The sequence below is a fragment of the Corynebacterium sp. genome (genome assembly GCF_022712275.1).
GTDB lineage: Bacteria > Actinomycetota > Actinomycetes > Mycobacteriales > Mycobacteriaceae > Corynebacterium.
Genome location: NZ_JALAGU010000032.1, coordinates 79,954 through 98,972, shown reverse-complemented (window position 1 = coordinate 98,972; position 19,019 = coordinate 79,954). Strand labels below are relative to the sequence as shown.

Sequence of the window (19,019 nt, the reverse complement as noted above, 5' to 3'; positions counted from 1 at the left end):
TGCCGTCGCCGTCCACGGCTCCCAGGCCGGCCCTGGACGAACTGGTAGATCTCCGGGGTGTCGGCGAGCTCGCCGTCTATGGTATCGGACCTCTCGGACGACGAGTCATCCGACGAGGCGTCGTCTCCGGCAGCGGAGGAGTTCGTGGAGTCAGTGTAGTCAGCGGAGTCAGCGGAGTCAGCGGATTCAGCGGAGTCAGCGGAGTCAGCGGAGTCAGCGGAGTCAGAGGAGTCAGAGGAGTCAGAGGAGTCAGAGGAGTCAGAGGAGTCAGAGGAGTCAGAGGAGTCAGAGGAGTCAGAGGAACAGGACGCCAGAGCGACCGTGGGTACGGCGATCCCCGCCATCAGGAATACCAGCCTCTCAGCCACCAGGGTCACGTCCCTGTCCCCACCGCGTCTGTCGGCGCGCGGTACCCGTACTCGTAGCGACAGACTGGTAGCGACAGGTGAGGGCCCGGGGCAGCTCCCCCTCACCCGTCGTCAGGAGTCGAGGATGTCCTCGTTGGCACGGTAGACGAGCTCGGCGTCCTTCCGGGACGTCTCCCACCAGTCGCGGTGGTCGCGGTACCACGCCACCGTGTCCGCCAGGCCGGCGGCGAAGTCGGTGAAACGCGGCTCCCAGCCCAGCGAATGCATCGCGGACGGATCGATGGCGTAGCGCAGATCGTGGCCCGGTCGGTCGGTGACGTGGACGAAGTCATCCTCGTCCCGTCCGAAGAGTCCGTTGAGCGCCCGGACACACTCCAGGTTGGACCGCTCGCCGTCCGCGCCGATGAGGTAGGTCTCCCCCGCCACACCACGGTCGAGGATCGCCCAGACGGCGTCATTGTGGTCGTCGACGTGGATCCAGTCACGGACGTTCTCACCGGTGCCGTAGAGCCGCGGCGTCTCCCCGTCGAGCAGACCGGTGATCTGCCGGGGCAGGAACTTCTCCGGGTGCTGACGCGGCCCGTAGTTGTTCGAGCAGTTCGAGATCGTCGCGCTCAGACCATGACTGCGCACGAACGCGCGCACCAGGTGATCCGCGGCCGCTTTGGACGCCGAGTACACCGACGACGGCGTATAGGGCGTGTCCACCGTGAAGCGGGCCTCCGACCCCGGTTCCCCGGATCCGCGCAACGGCAGGTCCCCGAAGACCTCGTCGGTGGAGATGTGGTGCAGGTGGACGCCGTGACGCACGCACGCCTCAGCCAGCACCGCTGTGCCCTCGGTGTTCGTGCGCACGAAACGCAGCGGATCACGCAGCGCATTGTCGTTGTGGCTCTCCGCCGCGAAGTGGACCACGGCAGCATCCGCACCGTCCCCGGCATCTCCGGCGTCCTTCCTGAGGGACGCAACGAGACGGTCGACCAGCGCAGCGTCCGCCACAGAACCCTCGACGAGATCGACGCCGGTCCCGGCGAGATTCGCCGGATTCGCGGCGTAGGTCATGGCGTCCAACACCGTGATGTGAACGTCAGGACGCGTCGCGAGCGTGCGGTGGACGAAGTTGGAACCGATGAAACCGGCCCCGCCGGTCACCAGCAGACGGGTGATCCGGCGGGACCGGTCGAGAACGGTCGGCATCAGTTCAGTCCGGCGTAGGAGTGCAGACCTGAGACGACGATGTTGATGAAGAAGAGGTTGAACACCATCGTCGCGAAGGCGAAGATGTTGATCCACGCGGCCGGCAGACCGCGCATACCCGGTGTAGCGCGGGCATGCAGGTAGGCGGCGTAGAGGATCCAGGTGATCAGGGAGACGGTCTCCTTGGGGTCCCAGCCCCAGAAGCGGCCCCAGGCGGCGTGCGCCCAGATCGCGCCGAAGACCACACCCAGGCCGAAGATCGGCAGGGTCCAGATGGCGGTGCGGTAGGCCAGGGCGTCCAGCTTCGAGGCGTCCGGCAGCGGGGAGACGACCTTGCCGAACCAGCCGTGCTCCTTGCCCTTGGGCTGCTTGCGGCGCAGCACGTACAGCAGGGAGGACACGCCGGAGACCAGACCGATGGAGCCACCCACCGAGACGGTGGAGACGTGGATCCAGTACCAGTTGGACTTCAGGGAGGGCACGACCGGGGCGACGTCGGCGTACAGCTCGGTGCCGGCGTAGAAGAGCAGCAGGATGATCGGCGTCAGGATCCAGGGCCACAGCACGCGCATCGCCTTGCGGCGCAGCACCACACAGGCCACGCAGATGGCCATACCGGTGACGACAGTGACGTACTCGAAGAGGTTGCCCCACGGGAAGCGCTCGGCAGCGAGGCCACGGCACACCAGGAAGAGCAGGTGGACGGCGGCGGTGAGCCAGACCATCATCTGCGTCATCCCGCCCCACTTGTCGGCGCGGCGGAACTTCGCCTTGAGCGCCTCGACCTGGAAGGTCTTCGGCAGGTCGGACTCGGTCATCGACCCGGAGGCGATACCGGAGACGTCGTTCCTCTCGTCGTCCGGGACGTCGTCGCCGTCGATGACGTCACCACCGGCAGCGGCTCCGACGGCCACCTTCTGCTTCGAGGACGCCTTCTTCGCCTCCCCGAGGATGCGGGAGCGTTCACGACGCGCCTCGGTCGCCGAGCGCAGCATACCGTAGTAGACGAGCGATACGGCGAGGCTGATGAGGTACAGGACCACCGCGGTCTTGAAGGCCAGGTCTGAAAACTCGGCCAGCCCCTGATTGGCGTACATCCGTCGGTTCCTCCGTTGAGAGTTGGATTTCAGTGGTCAACGCTACCGCTGGGGTGCGTCTGTCACCAACATGTCGTCACTTGCTGTCGTCGGGGTCACTGTCCGTGCCGGTGTCCGTGCCGGTGTCGCCGTCACTGTCGCCGTCGCTGTCACTGTCGCTGAGCTCACCGTCACGGCGCTCGCGGGCGAGCTCACGGTCGAGCTCGTCCTCCCAGTCGTCCCAGTCCGCGTCGGTCTGGTCGAACTCCTCGTCCAGCTCCTCGTCGTCGAGGTGCAGCAGCTCCTCGGAGACGCGGTTGAACTCGCGGCCCCAGCCGGCGGAGTCGGTGCGGGCCAGGCCGGCGATCTCCAGGAGGCTGGTGCCGTCACCCTTGTCGGTGACGCGGACCCAGAAACGACGACGCTTGATCGTCAGTGACCCGACCAGGCTGATGAGCATCAGCAGGGCGAAGCCGAGCACGAAGATCTCGGTCCGGTCGCGGCTGACCTGGAGGTTCACGAACTCCTTGGCACCGTCGAAGGAGATCTTCGTGCCGTCGTCGAGGGTCACGTCCTCGCCCTGGTGCAGGTTCACCCTGTCGAGCTTCTGCAGTGAGCCGTTGTGCAGCTGGGTCTGGGACAGGGTGAAGATGTCCTGTCCGGTACCCGAGTCCAGGCCGGTGTCACCGCGGTAGATGTCGATGGCGACCGCCGGGTCGTCCATCGCCGGGAAGCGGGAGGACAGCAGCGCGTTGTTCTCGCCGGAGAACTCGGCCGTGGGAGCGAACAGCCCCTGGATGGCGAGCTGGTTCTGGCGTCGTTCCTGCAGATCCGGGTACATACCGGCCGGCGGGTCCATCTTCAGCGCACCCGAAGACAGGAAGTAGGTCAGGTCGTCCGGGCGGAACTGGATGGTCTCGGTTCGCGTCTCGCCGTTCGGCCAGGTCACGGTGAACGTCGGGGCGTAGCCGTGGCCCTGCAGGTAGACGCGGTCACCGTTGATGGTCAGCGGGTGGTTGACCTTCAGTGTGGTGTGGTCCCATTCATCGACGGGCTTGAGGGCGTCATCCCCCGCGGCGTAGTCGATGTCCGAGCTGAAGTCGGTGGCCTGACCGGACGGCAGGTAGTCGGCGTTGAAGTTCTTGACGTTGACGCAGAAGGGCGTCAGCGTGGTGCCGTCGAAGGTCGGACCGTAGCGCATCGAGTCGAAGTTCGCGACGGCGGTATTGCAGAACTGGGAGTTCTCGGTGCCGGCGACGACGATGACCTGACCCTCGTAGTAGACCATCCGGCCGACGAGGACGGACACCAGGATGCCGACCAGGGACAGGTGGAAGACGAGGTTCGAGAACTCGCGGAGGTAACCCTTCTCCGCGGAGTAGGACCACTTTCCGGCACGGTCCTTGTCCGCCTCGGTTGCCCCACCGGTCCAGCGGCGGAACCGGGCGGAGACCTCCTTCTGCACCTGCTCGGCAGGCATGTCCACGGTGCCGGAGATGTGGTTCGGCATCCGGTCCAGCCGCTTCGGCGCGGCCGGCGGGAGCTTGCGCAGTGCCTTCCAGTGGTCGATCGACCGCGGCAGGATACAGCCGATGAGCGAGACGAACAGGAGGACGTAGATCGCGGCGAACCAGGTGGAGCTGAAGACGTCGAAGAGACCCAGCTTGTCGTAGATCTCCGCGATCTTCCCGTTCGCTTCGAGGTAACTGTCAACGTTCGCCGAGTTCAGCGACCGCTGCGGCAGCAGCGCGCCCGGGATCGCGCCGAGTGCCAGGAGGAACAGCAGCACCAGGGCGGTACGCATCCTCGTCAGCCACTGCCACGCCTTCTTCGGCCAACGGAGGATACTGCGGAGCATGGGGACCTTTCGTGCGGTTGCCGGGGCCGTCATCGGGTTCCGGCGGGATTCTGTGCGGAAGTCTAGGTTCTGATTCTGTGAGTGCTACACGGGCAGGGTCGTGTCATTGACGAGCCACTGGCGGATCCAGTCGACGAAGACCGCCCACTGGCCACTGACCAGCAGAATGCCGACGACGACCAGCAGTGCACCGCCGACCATCTGGATGGTGCGGGAATGACGCCGCAGCCAGCCGACACCACGCAGTGCCTTCGCCGACCCCAGCGCCACGAGGATGAACGGGATGCCCAGGCCCAGGCAGTACGCGATGATCAGCGTGACGCCGCGGACGGCGGTCATGCCCTCGGTCCCGGCGGACACCGAGATGATCGCCGCGAGGGTCGGGCCCAGGCACGGCGTCCACCCGAGGGCGAAGACCGCGCCGAGCAGCGGCGCGCCGGCGAGCGTCGACCAGCGACGCGGCGTCATCCGGGTGTCGGTCTGCAGCGGGCGGATGAAACCCATGAAAATCACGCCCATGATGACCGTGACGATGCCACCGATACGCATGAGCAGGTCCTGGTTGACCTGGATCGCCTGGATCGCGCCGAAGACCGTGGCTGTGGCCAGGCAGAACACGACGGTGAAACCGGCGACGAAGAGAAGGGCCGCACCACCGGCGCGTCCGCGTCCCTTCGTGACGACGGTGCCGTCGGCGGTGTACTCCGCCTCCGCACCGACGACGCCGGCGAGGTAGGAGACGTAACCCGGGACCAGGGGGATCACACACGGGGATGCGAAGGACACCAGTCCCGCAGCGGCGGCGGCCAACAGGCCGAGCAGCAGCGGGCCGGTGGTCACCGCGTCCGCGAAGGTGCTTCCCAGATCACTCATCGAGCAGTGGCTCCACGGCGTCCCACAGCTCGTCGGTCGTGACTTCCTTGAGGAAGACCGCCGCCGGACGGTGCTGCTTGTCCAGCACGATAGTCGTCGGGATGACGGACGCCGGGATGCCGCCCAGGGCGAGGGCGGACTTGAACGGCGGATCGTAGATCGAGGGGTAGGTCATGCCGTTGTCCTCGTGGAAGTCCTGCGCCTTCGCCCGGGCGCTGTCACGGACATTGATGCCCAGCAGCGAGCCGCGGCCGTCCTCCTCGAGCCTCTCCTGGACGGTCTGCAGGTCATCGGACTCGGAGCGGCACGGGCCACACCACTGACCCCAGGCGTTGAGGACGACAACCTGGTCCTCGAAGTCCTTGAGCCCGATGGTGGTGCCCGGGTCCATGAGGGAATCACCCTCCAGGTCGCCGATCTCCCTGCGGTCACCCTCGTCGTAGGTGATCACGGTCTGGCCGCCCGGGGAGACGAACTTGAACTCGCCGCCGATGGCGACGGCGTCCGTCCCCGCGGTGGAGTCCTCACCACAGGCCGCGGCGCCCAGCAGGACACCCACCACCAGGGAGGACGCCGCGACGGTCCGGGCAGCATTCCGGGCAGCATTCCGGGCCACATTCCGGGCCACGTTCCGGGCTTTCCCTGTACTACGCATCTCAGATCTCCTGCGCGGGCTCGGAGTAGAGGAAGTCGGTGAGCTCGTCGCCGTCGAAGACGAGGGAGGAGACGGAGGCGAGGTTGCAGCGCCGGTTGGCCGGGTTGTGCTGCAGCGGCAGGCCCTGGACATCACGCTGGACGCAGACGACCGGCAGCTGGTGGGACACGCAGACGGCCTCGTGGCCCTCGGCGGCGCGACGGGCACGGTCGATGGCGACCCACATGCGGTCGAGAATCTCCGGGTAGGGCTCGCCCCAGCTCGGGACGCTCGGCTTCGTCAGCATCGGCCAACGCTTCGGGTTCCACAGCGCGGACCGGACACCCTTGATGTGGAGTCCCTCGAGCTGGTTGCCGGCCTCGAGGAGATCCTCGTCGGTGGTGAGGGCGAGCTGCGCGCCGGCACGGTTGCCGTTGACGGCCTCGAGGATCGGAGCGACCGTCTCCTGCGCGCGCTCGAGCGGGGACGCAGCGACATAGGTGATGTCGTGGTCCCCGAGATCCTCGGCGACGGCGGCGGCCATCTGCCGGCCACGGACACTGAGGTGCCAGCCGGGAAGACGACCGTAGAGGATGCGGTCCGGATTGTGGACCTCGCCGTGACGGACGAGGTGGACGATCGTGCTCATGGCATGTCAGCGTACCTGCCGTGGTGCTGAGGTCATAAGTGCGTGATGGCGTCCTTGATCATCGGCACATAGCGGTCGATGGACCACGGCACGGTGAGCGGGTTGATCATCGAGGAGCCGGTGACGAAGGAGTTGTCGGTCGGGGCGACGACCGCACCCTTGCGGATCGCGGTGACGGCACCGTAGGTCGGCAGGGCCTCCATCTCCTCCCGGTTGGCCTCGTCCGAGTAGAAGGTGAAGAGAACGTCAACATCGTCCAGGATGTCGGCATTCTCGATGCTGAACGTCGCCGAGTCGGTGCCTTCCTTCTCCTGGCTCTTCATGTCCTCGACGACAGGGGCGACTGTCAGGCCGAGGTTCTCCACCATGGCGGCACGCTGCTCCGAGGGGAGGAAGACGCCCATGTCGCCGGTGGCACCCTGGTTGTAGATGAAGGCGAAGTCGTATTCGGCGAAGTCGGGGTTCTCCTCGCGGACGCTCGCGAACTGGTCCTCGATGCCGCCGATGAGTTCCTCAGCCCGGTCCTTCTCCCCCAGCGCGGTGGCGACGGTGGTGATCTGGTCCTTCCAGTCGATCGTCCACGGCTTCTCCGGGTAGGCGACGGTGGGCGCCAGAGCGCTGAGACTGTCGTACTGTTCCTCGGTGATCCCGGACCACGGCGCGAGGATGACGTCCGGGTCGAGTTTGGCGATCTCCTCGGCACTGACACCGCTGTCGCCGGCGCTGATGAGTTCGGGGTAGTCGTCCTCGGCGACGCCCTCGTTCTCCAGTTCCTCGTGGACCCAGGGAAGGTAGCCGGACTCGTCGGCACCCCACTCATACTCCTCGGTGCCCACCGGGACGATGCCGAGGGCGAGTGCTGTCTCGGCGGACCCCTGGCCGAGGGTGACGACGCGCTCGGGCTTCTCGGTGATCTCGGCCTCGCCGAGGGCGTGGGTGATGGTCACCGGTTCGAAGTCGGTGCCGCCCGAGCTGCCGTTGCCGCTGATGTCGTCGCCATCGTCGGAGCCGCAGGCGGCCAGGCCGATGACGAGGGTGGACGCTGCGAGTACCGAGCCGGCGGTGCGCAGTGCCCGTTTCGCGAAGGACGCCCGGGAAGTCCGGTTTTCCTGGGTAGTCCCGAGCGCCGTATATGGGTGAATGATAGTCATGGAAACGAAGCCTACCTTTTCCCCGCGATGCCCCCTCTCCCACTGAAGGAAGTGTTACCGGTTCTCACTGGTAACACTCTTCGCGACCTGGGTAAATGCCAGACTGCGACTACGCCGACGGCTGAGCGGCTGCGGCGGCCTTCGCGGCGACGGCCAGCGCGGACTCGATGCGCGCGAAGTCGTCATCGGTCAGGGCGGTCGAGACGAACCAGGTCTCGAAGACGCTCGGCGGCGCGTAGACCCCGGCGTCCAGCAGGGAGTGGAAGAAGGGCGCGTAGCGGAAGGTGTCCGCCGCCTGCATGTCGGCGAAGTTGCGTCCCTGCCCCTCGGCGAAGCGGATGGAGAGCATGGACTCCGCCCGCTGCATGTGGTGGGCCACGCCCTCGGCGGTCAGGGCCGCGGAGATCAACGAGGACAGCCGGTCGGCGTTGGCGTTCAGTGTCTCGTAGACGGCGTCGTCCGCGAGCTGCAGGGACGCCAGGCCGGACGCCATGGCCACCGGGTTACCCGACAGGGTGCCGGCCTGGTAGACGGGGCCGACCGGGGCGAGCATGTCCATGATGTCGGTGCGTCCACCGAAGGCGGCCGCGGGCATACCGCCGGAGACGACCTTGCCGAAGGTGGTGAGGTCACCGGCGACACCGTCGACCCCGAACCAGCCCTTGCGCGAGGTACGGAACCCGGTCATCACCTCGTCGACGATGAGCAGGGCGCCGTCGGCGTGGGCGATCTCCTTGAGCGCGGCATTGAAGCCCTCGTCCGGGCGGACCGAGCCCATGTTGCCGGCCGAGCCTTCGACGATGATCGCGGCGATCTCGCCGGGATGCTCGGCAAAGGCGGCGCGCACGGCGTCCAGGTCGTTGTAGGGCACGGCGATGGTCTCTGCGGCGGCGGCCGCGGTGATGCCCGGTGAATCGGGCAGACCCAGCGTGGCGACACCGGAACCGGCGGCGACCAGCAGGGAGTCGACGTGGCCGTGGTAGCAGCCGACGAACTTGAGGATCCGGTCACGGCCGGTGAAGCCGCGGGCCAGGCGCACGGCGGACATGGTGGCCTCGGTGCCGGAGTTCACCATGCGGATCTTCTCCACGCTGGTGCGGCCGATGATCTCCTCGGCCAGGGAGATCTCCCCCATGGTCGGCGCGCCGAAGGAGACTCCCCTGGCCACGGCGGACTGCACGGCGTCCACCACCACGGGGTGGGAGTGGCCGTGGATCATCGGGCCCCAGGAACAGACCAGGTCGACGTAGTCGTTGCCGTCCACGTCGACCAGCCGGGAACCGTCGGCTGAGGCGATGAACGGCGCGGTGCCGCCGACGGAGCCGAAGGCCCGGACCGGGGAATTCACGCCGCCGGGGATCACCCGGCGCGCCTCCTCCATCGCGGTCGAGCTGGCGGACAGGTTGGACTCGGTGTGTTCACTCATCACGTCGACCAGCTTAACCGCAGTGTTGTCAGCGGGTCTGCTCAGCGGGTCTGCTCAGCGGGTCTGCTCAGCGGGTCTGCTCAGCGGGTCTGCTCAGCGGGTCTGCTCAGCGGGTCTGCCAGGGCAGCAGGTTCTCCCCCGCCCAGGAGCGCAGCTTGCCACGCCGCGGACGCCAGTTCGACACCACGGTGCTGCGGGTCGTGTAGTCGCGGTGGGTGATGCGCGCCGAGCGCCACTCGATGAGCATGGAGGACAGCAGCATCGGCACCGTCGCGAGCAGCGGGTTGAGCAGTCCGGTCACGGACAGCAGCACGGCGATGACGTTGTAGCCCCAGGCGAGCCAGAGGTTCCAGTCCACGGTGGCGCGTACGTGGCGGACCAGGCTGACCACCTCGGGGATACTGGAGATGTCCTCGCGCAGCAGCACGACGTCACTCTCGGCGTTGTCGATGCGGTCCGCCGATCCCATGAGGACGCCGATGTCAGCGACCCGGAGGCAGTCGAGCACGTCCTTGTCACCGACCATCGCCACGGTCGCCCCCTGGGCGTGGACACTGCGCACAGTGGCGGCCTTGCGTCCCGGCGCGATACCGGCGAGCACGGTGGAGATGCCGATCATGTCGGCCATCCGACGGGCCACCGGGTAGGTGTCACGGGCGATCATCGTGGTCTCGATGTCCATGTCCTCGAGCTGTTCCACAGCCGTCGATGCGTCCCTCTTGACCTGGTCGGAGACATTGATGACGCCCCGGGCGGTCCCCTTCCACGAAACGACCAGCGGGGTGCCGCCACCGACGGCCGCGTTGGCGAGTGCGGGATCGGTGAGCTCGGAGAGGTCCCGGGGGCGCCACAGTGCGACGGTGACGTGCCTGGTCGTCGTCTCACCGGTCCTGGCGTCCGTCACGGGCAGTTCGACGGTGGCGGAAAAGGTGCCGTGGTCGTCGATGGTGACGGTGCTGGTCTCGAGCCAGTGCGGGACCGAGTCCCCGCCGGTGCCGGAGTCGCGGGCCTCACGGTCGGCGCGGACGATGGCGCGGGAGACGGCGTGGGTGGATTCCAGGGACAGGGCACCGGCGACGCGGAGCACGAGTTCCGGGTTCTCCCCCTTCGCCGCGGTGACCCCGGTGACGGCCATGGGGCCGTGGGTGAGGGTGCCGTTGCGGTTGAAGATGATGGTGTCGACGTCGGCGAGCTGATGGATGGTGTTCGCGTTCCGGAGCAGGGTGCCGCCGGCCGCGGCGCGGGCCAGGCCGAGGCGCAGCGCGAGAGTGGTGGACAGCGCCAGGGCCAGCGGTGCGACGGAGATGAGGACCGCCAGCGCGGTGGCCACGGCATTGGCGGTGGCATCGGTGACGAGCAGCCAGACGGCGGCGGCGCAGCTGGCGATGACGACGGCCCAGGGCACCAGGAGGGACGCCGACCTGGTCGCGATCTGGTCGAGCTGGGCCTCGTCACGCTCTGCGGCACTGATCCAGCGTTGGACGGCGGAGAGCCTGGTCCGGGAACCGGTGCGCTCCACCCGGATTTTCAGGGTGTCGCCGAGGTTGCGGGTTCCGGCGTAGACCGGAGAGTTCACGGTGACCTCGGTGTGCCGGTCACCTCCGCCGAAGGGGCCGGCGTCCACCTCGGCGCGTCCGCCGACGACTTCGCCGTCGGAGGGGACGACGCCGCCGCGGGGTACCAGCAGGTCATCGCCCACACGGATCTCACCGACGGTGATCTCGGACTTCACGGGCCTGCCGCGACGGTCGTTGCGCACCACGGTGACGGTGTCGGAGACCGGCATCTGCAGTGAGCTCAGCGCCAGGGCGGAGCGCAGTCGGGTACGCCGGGTGAACAGGCGTCCGAGCAGGAGCAGGATCGTCACACCGCAGGCGACGTCGAGGAAGACCGCGCCGTTGCCGTTGTCGTGGTAGCCGGCGGTCCAACCGGGATCGTTGCGCCACCCGGCATCGCCGACATCGGTGACGAGCATGGCGACCAGCGAGTAGACGAAGGCGAGCACGATCGCCACAGAGGACGCCGTGTCCAGGGCGGACATGCCACGTCTGAGTCCGGCGGCCATGGCGCGGTGGAAGGGCCAGGCGCACCAGGTGACGACCGGCACCGACAGGGCGAGGCAGAGCCACTGCCAGTTGTCGAACTGCCAGGAGGTGTTGATCTGCATCGCCACCACAGGCACACCTAGCAGCACGGCGACGATGAGCCGCGCCGGGGTGATCAGTGCGCGGGCGGTGTAGAGCACCTCGGTGGTCGCGTTCGACTGGGTGGAACGGCGTCGGGGTGCGGTCCTGTCCCGGTGCTTCCGGTCGCGTTGCTGCGACAGGCGGTGACGCCGCATCCGGCGGCGGCGTTCATTGATATTCAGGCGTTCGGCACGACGGCGCAGGGACGCGGTGGTGAGCCAGGCGTCCACCCCGGCCTGTGCCATGAGGTCACGCAGGACGTCGGGTGACAGGGAGTCAGGCGCGGTGACCCAGGCCATGGAGGTGGAGTAGACCACCCGTGCCTGCACACCGGGGACGAGGTTGAGGATTTTCTCGAGCTGACCGGCCGCGACCGCGGACTCCAGCCCCGACAGGTGCCAGGTGAAGGAGGTGACCGGACCACCGACGGACCCGGCGTCCTCGTCCCCGGTCTCCCCGGTGTCCTCGGTGGCGTCGTCGAGGTGGGTCAGTCCGGCGGCACGCGCAGCGGCCCGGGCCTCGTCAATGGCGCGGGCTACATCTGGCGTGTCGTCATTCACCGGTCCTCCCCGGTCGCTTGGCCGAAGTACGTCTTCACTCCGGGACGGTACGCCGCGAGCGCGGCGAAGGCGAGGAAAAGCGCGATGAGAGGCTGGACGAGCCCGCCGACGCCGAGCAACCAGCTGCCGAGGGAGACGACGAGGAGGACGCCGGTGACGACGAGCGTCCGGAATCGGGCGCGCGCGTCACCGCGCAGGAGACCGGGCACGAGGACGCAGAGGACGACCGCGCCGACAGCCTCGATCACGGCGAGCCACCTGAGTACCGAGGCGATCGCGTCGATGGTGGCCTGTCGGTCGGCGTCGGAGGAGGTCGGCGGGTCAGCGGTCCACATCAGCAGGGCTGCAACGAGCAGTCCGACGCCGCAGATCACGTAGAGGACGAAGGAGAAGCGGACCACGCCGGGCGTCCCTTCACCGGGACGCCAGTACCGGACCCGACGGTTCGGGTCATTCGCGTCTGCCCCGGCACCGGGGAACAGGGAGGCAGGCACCGTCAGTCGCCCTTCTGCTTCTTCTGGTCCTTCTTCTCCTTCTTGGCGGCCTTCTCCTCGTCCTTCATCTTCTTCAGGTCGGCGGAGCGCTTGTCGAGAGCGGCGGTGAACTCCTCCATCTCCCGCTCACCCGGCATGCCGAACCAGTCACGGGTCTCGGGGCGGGTCAGCATCCACCAGCCGGCCGGGGCGAGGACGCCGGAGATGATCGTGCCGGCACCGACGAGCACGATGAGCGGCACGGATCCGGTGTCCGGGGCGCTGGCGAAGGTCTGCATCAGGGCCATCAGCGCCAGGTAGACGGTGCCGAGGGTGAGGAAGAAGCGGGAGCGGTACCCGCCGCGTCCTACCCGGGAGATCAACCACACCGCCACCACGACGGAGAGCAGGGTGAGCAGGAACTGCAGGATCGCGTAGCCGGTGACCAGGGTGTCGGTACTGACGTCACCGGGCAGATCCATGTCCTCGGTCTGCTCGGTGACCTGGCGGGTCAGTGTCCGCCGGTCGGTGAGACTGAGCACCAGCTGCAGGATGCCGGTGAGCAGCTGCAGTGCGGCGACGGCGTACCAGATCTTCACGCCGTCCTTGACCTGGACCGGCGCCTCCTTCATGGAGGGGGCGAGGCCGTCGGCACGGCCCATCTTCGGCGGCGTCGGCATCGGTGCGGGCGGCGTGGGCGCCCCTGACGGCGGAGGCGTCTGCTCCGGGGAGCTGCCGGAGCGGCGGGGGGTGCGGTGCGGTGCAGTCATATCGTCCCCCAGCCTAGCGGTCAGGCGAGCAGTCGCGCGGCCTCGGTTGCCCAGTAGGTGAGGATGATGTCCGCACCGGCGCGGCGGATGCCGGTCAGCGAGTCCAGGATCGCCGGCTCACGGGAGATCCAGCCGTTGGCCGCGGCCGCGGAGATCATCGCGTACTCGCCGGAGACCTGGTACGCCGCAACCGGGACAGTGGAGATGTCCGCGACCTGACGCAGCACGTCGAGGTAGGGCATCGCAGGCTTGACCATCACCATGTCCGCGCCCTCGTCGATGTCGAGCTGGACCTCCATGATGGACTCGCGGGCGTTGCGCGGATCCTGTTGGTAGGTCTTCCGGTCACCCTGCAGGGTCGAGCCGACGGCCTCACGGAAGGGCCCGTAGAACGCACCGGCGTACTTCGCCGAGTAGGCGAGGATGGAGACATCCTGGAAACCCTCGGCGTCGAGTGCGGCACGGATGACGCGGATCTGGCCGTCCATCATCCCCGACGGGCTGACGACGTGGGCACCGGCGCGCGCCTGACTGACGGCCATGGCCGCGTACAGCGGAAGGGTGGCGTCATTGTCGACGATGGTCTGGCCGAACGGGTCCGTGGTGAGGACGCCGCAGTGACCGTGGTCGGTGAACTCGTCGAGGCAGGTGTCCGCCATGACGATGAGGTCGTCACCGAACTCGCGACGCAGTGCGGCGACGCCCTGGTTGAGGATGCCGTCGGCGGCCCAGGCCCGGGTGCCCGCGGCGTCCTTGTGCTCCGGGGTGGGGACGCCGAACAGGTCGATCGAGCCGACGCCGGCCTCCAGCGCCTCCTCGGCAGCCTTGAGCAGGGAGGTCTCGGTGTGCTGGTGGACGCCCGGCATCGCGGAGATCTCGCGCGGGGTGTCGATACCCTCGGCGATGAACGCCGGGAGGATGAACTGCGACGGGTCGAGATGCGTCTCGGCGACGAAGTCACGCATCGTCGCGCTGGTGCGCAGCCGGCGGGGGCGGCGCGACGGTGCGGGGACACCGTAGGTGTCGGTAGGGAGGTTCGGGAGGGTGGGCTCGCTCATGGACCCGATCGTACGCCCGCTCCCCCACCGACTCCGATCAGCTCGGGAGCACCGGATGCAGCCGCTTCATCGACCAACTGCGCTGCATTCTCGCGGCGAGGGTGGAGATCGACAGTGCCACGATGAGAGTGAAGACAAGGACCGCGAGCGCCGTCCACAACCGCTCGTCATGGAAGCCGTAGAGCATCTGCCGTAGCGCATTGACCGCGTAGGTCATCGGGTTGAACGGATGCACGGCCTCGATGAGTGCGTTCTGCGTCTCGACCGGATAGATGCCGCCCGAGGTCACCATCATCACCATCAGTGTGATCAGCGACCCCACCCGGCCGGGCCCGGAGCCGAGCAAGGAGACCAGGGCGTGGTTCATCGCGATGAACACCAGCGAGACGAGCATGGCGACCAGGGTGAATCCGAGGACGTTCGCCGGACGCAGCCCCACGGCCAGGGTGCACACCGCGACCATGACCAGGGCCTGACACAGGGCGAGGAGAGCCACCGGCAGGTAGCCGTCGAAGGCCGCGCGGAGCGAGCCCACACCGGCGGCGATGGCGCGCTGCTGCAGCGGCTTGAAGATCTGGAAGATCACGATGCCGCCGATGAACAGGGCCAGGGAGATGAAGAAGGGCGCCAGGCCGGTACCGAAGGAACTGACCTCGACATCGTCCTGGGACGCCAGTGACACCGGCCCCCCGATGGTCGTCGCCGCCTGGACACGCTGCCCCTCGTTCCAGCTCGGGACCTGCTCAGCGCCCTCGGCGAGCCGGTCGTGCAGCTCATTGGCACCGTCGTCGAGCTGGCCGGCACCGTCGACCAGGGTCGGGAGCTTCTCCTGTGCCTGGCCGAGACCGTCGTCGAGCTGCTTCGCACCGTCGTCGATCTGACCGACGCCGTCAATGAGCTGGGGAAGCCGGTTCACTCCCGCCCGGTACTCGGCGGAGGGGTCGGAGAGCTGGTAGGCCAGCTCGGATGCTCCGGCGTCCAGCCGCTGCAGATCGGAGGCGGTCGAGGACTGCGGACCGAGTCCCTCGGTCTCCAGGGAGGACGCGGTGCCCTCCATCTGACTGATGATCCCCGCCGTGCCCGGGAGGTTCAGACTGCGCAGCTGCTGGGCGTAGCCGCGCAGGTTGGACGCACTGTCACCCTGCACCGTGGTGATCTGTCCGAGCTGACCGGTGAGCTGGCTGACGCCGTCACTGAGTTCATTGGCACCGTCGCCGAGCTGCTGCGTCCCGTCGACGAGTTGGCTGAGCTGCTGGACCCGGGTGTTCAGTTCCCCGGTCCCGGCGGCCAACTGCGCCGAGCCGTCCTTGAGCTGGTCCATTCCGTCGGTCAGCTCGGGCAGCTGGTCGACGAGCTGCCCGGTGCCGTCGGCGAGCTGACCGGCACCGTCGGCGGCCTCGGCCAGGCCGTCACCCGCGTCGAGGACGCCGATGAGGACCTTGTCCACCGCCTCGGCACTGATCCTCGTACCGACGGTGTTGAGGACCTCGCGCATGACGTTCTCACCGATGATGGTGGAGAGGTAGCCGTTGGCGTCGTTGTAGTGGGTGATCAGGCGGGCCTTCTCCGCGTCCGTCCCGGCTGCCGAAGTCACCGCCTCGGAGAAGTTCTCCGGCAGTTGGAGGGAGAAGTAGTAGGTACCGTCCTTGACGCCCTGTTCCGCCTCCTCGGCGGAGACCTCCGTCCAGTTGATCTGGTCGTTGTCCCGCAGACCCTGGACCACCTGGTCGCCGGCCCGGGTTTCCTCGCCGTCGAGTTCGGCACCCTGGTCACTGTTGACCAGGGCGACAGGCAGCGCCTCGGTCTTGTTCAGCGGGTTCCAGAAGGCCCACAGGTACAGCGCCGAGTACAGCAGTGGGATGAGGATGAGGGCGATGATCGTCAGTCGGGTCAGCCTGGCCCGCTTGAACCGGCGCAGTTCATTGGCGACGTGGAATCCGGCGATAGGCACTGTGCGGTCCTTCTACTGTCGGGTGGTGGAGAGGTCGGACGTGGACGGACCGGTACCCGGACCGCCGTCATGGGCGGGACGGATATGCGTCCCGTAGGTGTCGAGGACGACCACCTGGTGCGGCGGAGCGGACTCCGGCAGGGGGTTGACCGAGTTGAGGACGACGGGCATCCGCTCGGCGAACCGGCCGAGGATGCCCAGCAGGATATCCCGGTCGCGGGCCTCGCGGACCTGCTCGAAGTCGTCCATGACGAGCATCCGGATCTCACCGTGGTGGGAGGGACGCAGTGCCAGGCAGATCCGCAGCAGCAGCCGGTCGAGAGTGGAGAGGTCGGAGACCCAGGCGTCCAGCGGCGGCAGGTCACGGGACCCGTAGACCTCACTGCAGAGCTCCCGGACATCGTCCTCGGTCGCCTTACGCACCGGTCTGAACCAGGTACGCGACCAGGACTTGTTCTCGGTGATGATGTCGCGGACGCGGACCGAGCGCGGCATCTCGTCGAGCTGCTCCACCCCGGCGAGCGCGACATGGTGCCAGATGCTCTTACGGTCGGTGGAACCCAGGACCTCGAGCCGCCCGGTCGTCGGCTTCATGCGCCCCGAGAGCACCAGCGACAGGGCGGTGCGTCCTGATCCCCCGGACCCGCCGAGCACGGTCAGACCGACCGGGGCGAGGGTGAAGCTCAGCGGCCCGAAGACCGGCCCCTCCTCGGCCGACACCTCGATCCCCTCGGCGATGACGGACGGACGGGTGGTGTCACTCTGGGTCACTGTGTGATTCCTCGTCGGGGTGGGGTGGGTGTCGAACGCCCCTCAATATACGGGTCAGACACCCCCGGCCCCGGCCGATCGGCGGAATCGGGTCCTCTGTTCAGCGGACTGCCCGGCGGCCTGTGCCGCAGCCTATTCCGCAGGCACGGTGCGCCGGCGACGACGACGCTTGCGCGGCGGCGGCAGCTGGTCGGCGGCCCGCAGTGCGGCGACATGCTCGGCCAGGGCGTCCACCAGTTCGGGGACGCCGGCGACCTCGGGCATGACGTCGACGCGCAGCCCGTGCTCCTCGGCGGTTTTCGCGGCCATCGGGCCGATACAGGCGATGATGGTGCGGGTGTGCGGCTTGCCGGCGATGCCGACGAGGTTCTTCACCGTTGACGAGGAGGTGAAGCACACCGCGTCGAAACCACCGGACTTGATCATGTCGCGGATGTCCTGGCTGGGCGGGGCGGCGCGCACGGTGCGGTAGGCGACGACGTCCTCCACGGACCAGCCGAGTTCGATGAGACCGTCGACGAGGGTGTCGGTGGCGATATCCGCACGCGGGAGCAGGACGCGGTCGACCGGGTCCAGGTCCTCGTCATAGGGCGGGAACACCTCGACCAGACCGGCGGCGTTGCGGGCCTTGGCCTTCGGCAACAGCTCCGGGGTGATGCCGAGGTCGCGGACGGCCTGCGCGGTCTTCTCGCCGACGGCGGCGACCGAGACACCTGCCAGGGCACGGGCATCGAGACCGAACTCGCTGAGCTTCTCCCACACGGCGTGGACCGCGTTGACGGAGGTGAAGACGATCCACTGGTAGCGGCCGTCGACCAGGCCCTTGACGGCACGTTCCATCTGGGCGGGGCTGCGAGGCGGCTCCATGGAGATCGTCGGCACCTCGATCGGGATCGCACCGTGGGACGCCAGCCGGGTGCTCATCGGGCCTGCCTGGGCCTTCGCCCGGGGCACGAGGACGTTCCAGCCGTAGAGGGCGCGGTTCTCCCACCAGGAGTACTTCGACCGGCCGGACGCCGCAGAACCGAGCGTGACGACCAGGTGCTCCGGCATCTCACCCTCCTTGGCGAGCGGGCCGGACGCGGCGACGACCGACTTCAGGGTGTCGAGGGTGACATCCCAGGACCGCTGCTTGCGGGTCGTCGCATGGACGGTGACGGTCGCCGGGGTGGATCCGGGGACGCCGTGGCCCTTGAGCTCCCGGGCTACCGGGGCCAGATCAGTGGGGGCGACGGTGAGGATCAGCGGCTTCGGCGCGGCGGCGACGGCGGCCCAGTCCACACCGGGTAGTCCACCACGCAGGTCGACGGCGGTGTAGCCGTCGCCGGTCGGGATGCCGTTGTAGGCGGGCAGGGCCGAGGCGCCGGTCATACCGGGGATGACCTCGAATTCAGCACCGAGGGCGGCAACCTCACGCAGCTCACGCAGCACGGCCGGGTCGTCGACCGGGTTGCCGGCCACGAGGCGCACCACATTGACGCCGCTGTGGATCATCTCGACCATGTCGGCGGCGAGGCTCTGGGCGGTGAGGTCCGGGACCGTCAGGTCGGGACCGGTGGCACCGGCGCGACCGCACGGCGAGTCCGGCAGGTCGACGGAGGTGCGGGTGGCGGCGGCGTTCACCGAATCCCCGCCGGGGACCGCGAGGACGATCTCGGCGGCGGTGACGTGGGTTGGACGGGCAGGACGCCGACGGCTGCCGGCTTCCTTGGCCGCCTCGTTCTCGGCCTGCCACTCACGCTCCGCCGCGTCGAGCTTGGCGGCGGACACGGGCTCGGCGTCCGCGATGAGCGAGCGGACATTCTCGGGCACGGCAGGGTCGACCCAGGCATGGACCGTGTGCTCGAGGATGTCGCGGGCACGGACGGTCAGCAGTTCGGGGTTGCCTGGTCCGGCACCGACGAAAAGTACACGTCCGTGTCCGAGGGCATTACCGGCAGAGGTCATCGGGGTCTTTCTCGTTGAAGCGTCCTCGACGGTCGGCGGGCCGGTCGTGGAGGAAGGAAAAGTTGTGTGGA

16 protein-coding genes are annotated in these 19,019 nt (G+C 68.1%); all 16 read right to left on the bottom strand.

What is annotated here, in order from left to right:
- Positions 1 to 368, bottom strand: a 368-nt coding sequence (locus tag Q0A27_RS07365) for a hypothetical protein (protein ID WP_291474412.1), incomplete at its 3' end; no start/stop codon positions are given.
- Between the two features lie 111 nt (positions 369 to 479).
- Entirely contained in the window at positions 480 to 1,565 is a 1,086-nt protein-coding gene (rfbB, locus tag Q0A27_RS07360) for a dTDP-glucose 4,6-dehydratase (protein WP_291474411.1), read from the bottom strand.
- Positions 1,565 to 2,662, bottom strand: coding sequence for a c-type cytochrome biogenesis protein CcsB (ccsB, locus tag Q0A27_RS07355; RefSeq protein ID WP_291474410.1), 1,098 nt, complete (start codon positions 2,660 to 2,662; stop codon positions 1,565 to 1,567). The genes rfbB and ccsB overlap by 1 nt, the downstream gene beginning before the upstream one ends.
- Positions 2,663 to 2,738: 76 nt before the next feature.
- Positions 2,739 to 4,499 carry a cytochrome c biogenesis protein ResB gene (locus Q0A27_RS07350; RefSeq protein ID WP_291474409.1) on the bottom strand — a complete coding sequence of 587 codons (1,761 nt, stop codon included), beginning with the start codon at positions 4,497 to 4,499 and terminating at the stop codon, positions 2,739 to 2,741.
- A gap of 84 nt (positions 4,500 to 4,583) precedes the next feature.
- Complete coding sequence (locus Q0A27_RS07345; RefSeq protein ID WP_291474408.1) at positions 4,584 to 5,372, bottom strand: cytochrome c biogenesis CcdA family protein; 789 nt, start codon at positions 5,370 to 5,372, stop codon at positions 4,584 to 4,586.
- Positions 5,365 to 6,027, bottom strand: coding sequence for a TlpA disulfide reductase family protein (locus Q0A27_RS07340; RefSeq protein ID WP_291474407.1), 663 nt, complete (start codon positions 6,025 to 6,027; stop codon positions 5,365 to 5,367). Before Q0A27_RS07340 ends, Q0A27_RS07345 begins: the two co-directional genes overlap by 8 nt.
- Position 6,028: 1 nt before the next feature.
- Positions 6,029 to 6,655, bottom strand: a complete 627-nt coding sequence (locus tag Q0A27_RS07335) for a histidine phosphatase family protein (RefSeq protein WP_291474406.1) — start codon at positions 6,653 to 6,655, stop codon at positions 6,029 to 6,031.
- 32 nt (positions 6,656 to 6,687) lie between these two features.
- Positions 6,688 to 7,806 (bottom strand): iron-siderophore ABC transporter substrate-binding protein, encoded by a 1,119-nt coding sequence (locus Q0A27_RS07330; RefSeq protein WP_291474405.1) that lies wholly within the window; start codon positions 7,804 to 7,806, stop codon positions 6,688 to 6,690.
- A gap of 109 nt (positions 7,807 to 7,915) precedes the next feature.
- The gene (hemL, locus tag Q0A27_RS07325; RefSeq protein WP_291474404.1) at positions 7,916 to 9,232 is read right to left on the bottom strand and encodes a glutamate-1-semialdehyde 2,1-aminomutase; all 1,317 of its coding nucleotides are present in this window, start codon (positions 9,230 to 9,232) and stop codon (positions 7,916 to 7,918) included.
- Between the two features lie 106 nt (positions 9,233 to 9,338).
- The gene (locus tag Q0A27_RS07320; protein WP_291474403.1) at positions 9,339 to 11,978 is read right to left on the bottom strand and encodes a cation-translocating P-type ATPase; all 2,640 of its coding nucleotides are present in this window, start codon (positions 11,976 to 11,978) and stop codon (positions 9,339 to 9,341) included.
- Complete coding sequence (locus Q0A27_RS07315; protein WP_291474402.1) at positions 11,975 to 12,472, bottom strand: hypothetical protein; 498 nt, start codon at positions 12,470 to 12,472, stop codon at positions 11,975 to 11,977. The genes Q0A27_RS07320 and Q0A27_RS07315 overlap by 4 nt, the downstream gene beginning before the upstream one ends.
- A 2-nt stretch (positions 12,473 to 12,474) precedes the next feature.
- Positions 12,475 to 13,221, bottom strand: coding sequence for a hypothetical protein (locus Q0A27_RS07310; protein WP_291474401.1), 747 nt, complete (start codon positions 13,219 to 13,221; stop codon positions 12,475 to 12,477).
- A gap of 20 nt (positions 13,222 to 13,241) precedes the next feature.
- A complete protein-coding gene (hemB, locus tag Q0A27_RS07305) occupies positions 13,242 to 14,279 on the bottom strand; it encodes a porphobilinogen synthase (RefSeq protein WP_291474400.1) in 1,038 nt (345 codons plus the stop codon).
- Between the two features lie 37 nt (positions 14,280 to 14,316).
- Positions 14,317 to 16,230: a YhgE/Pip domain-containing protein gene (locus Q0A27_RS07300; protein ID WP_291474399.1), complete on the bottom strand. Its 1,914-nt coding sequence runs from the start codon at positions 16,228 to 16,230 to the stop codon at positions 14,317 to 14,319.
- Positions 16,231 to 16,242: 12 nt separating this feature from the next.
- Positions 16,243 to 17,001, bottom strand: coding sequence for an ABC transporter ATP-binding protein (locus Q0A27_RS07295; protein ID WP_291474398.1), 759 nt, complete (start codon positions 16,999 to 17,001; stop codon positions 16,243 to 16,245).
- Positions 17,002 to 17,133: 132 nt separating this feature from the next.
- Positions 17,134 to 18,948: a uroporphyrinogen-III synthase gene (locus Q0A27_RS07290; protein WP_291474397.1), complete on the bottom strand. Its 1,815-nt coding sequence runs from the start codon at positions 18,946 to 18,948 to the stop codon at positions 17,134 to 17,136.
- Between the last annotated feature and the right edge of the window lie 71 nt (positions 18,949 to 19,019).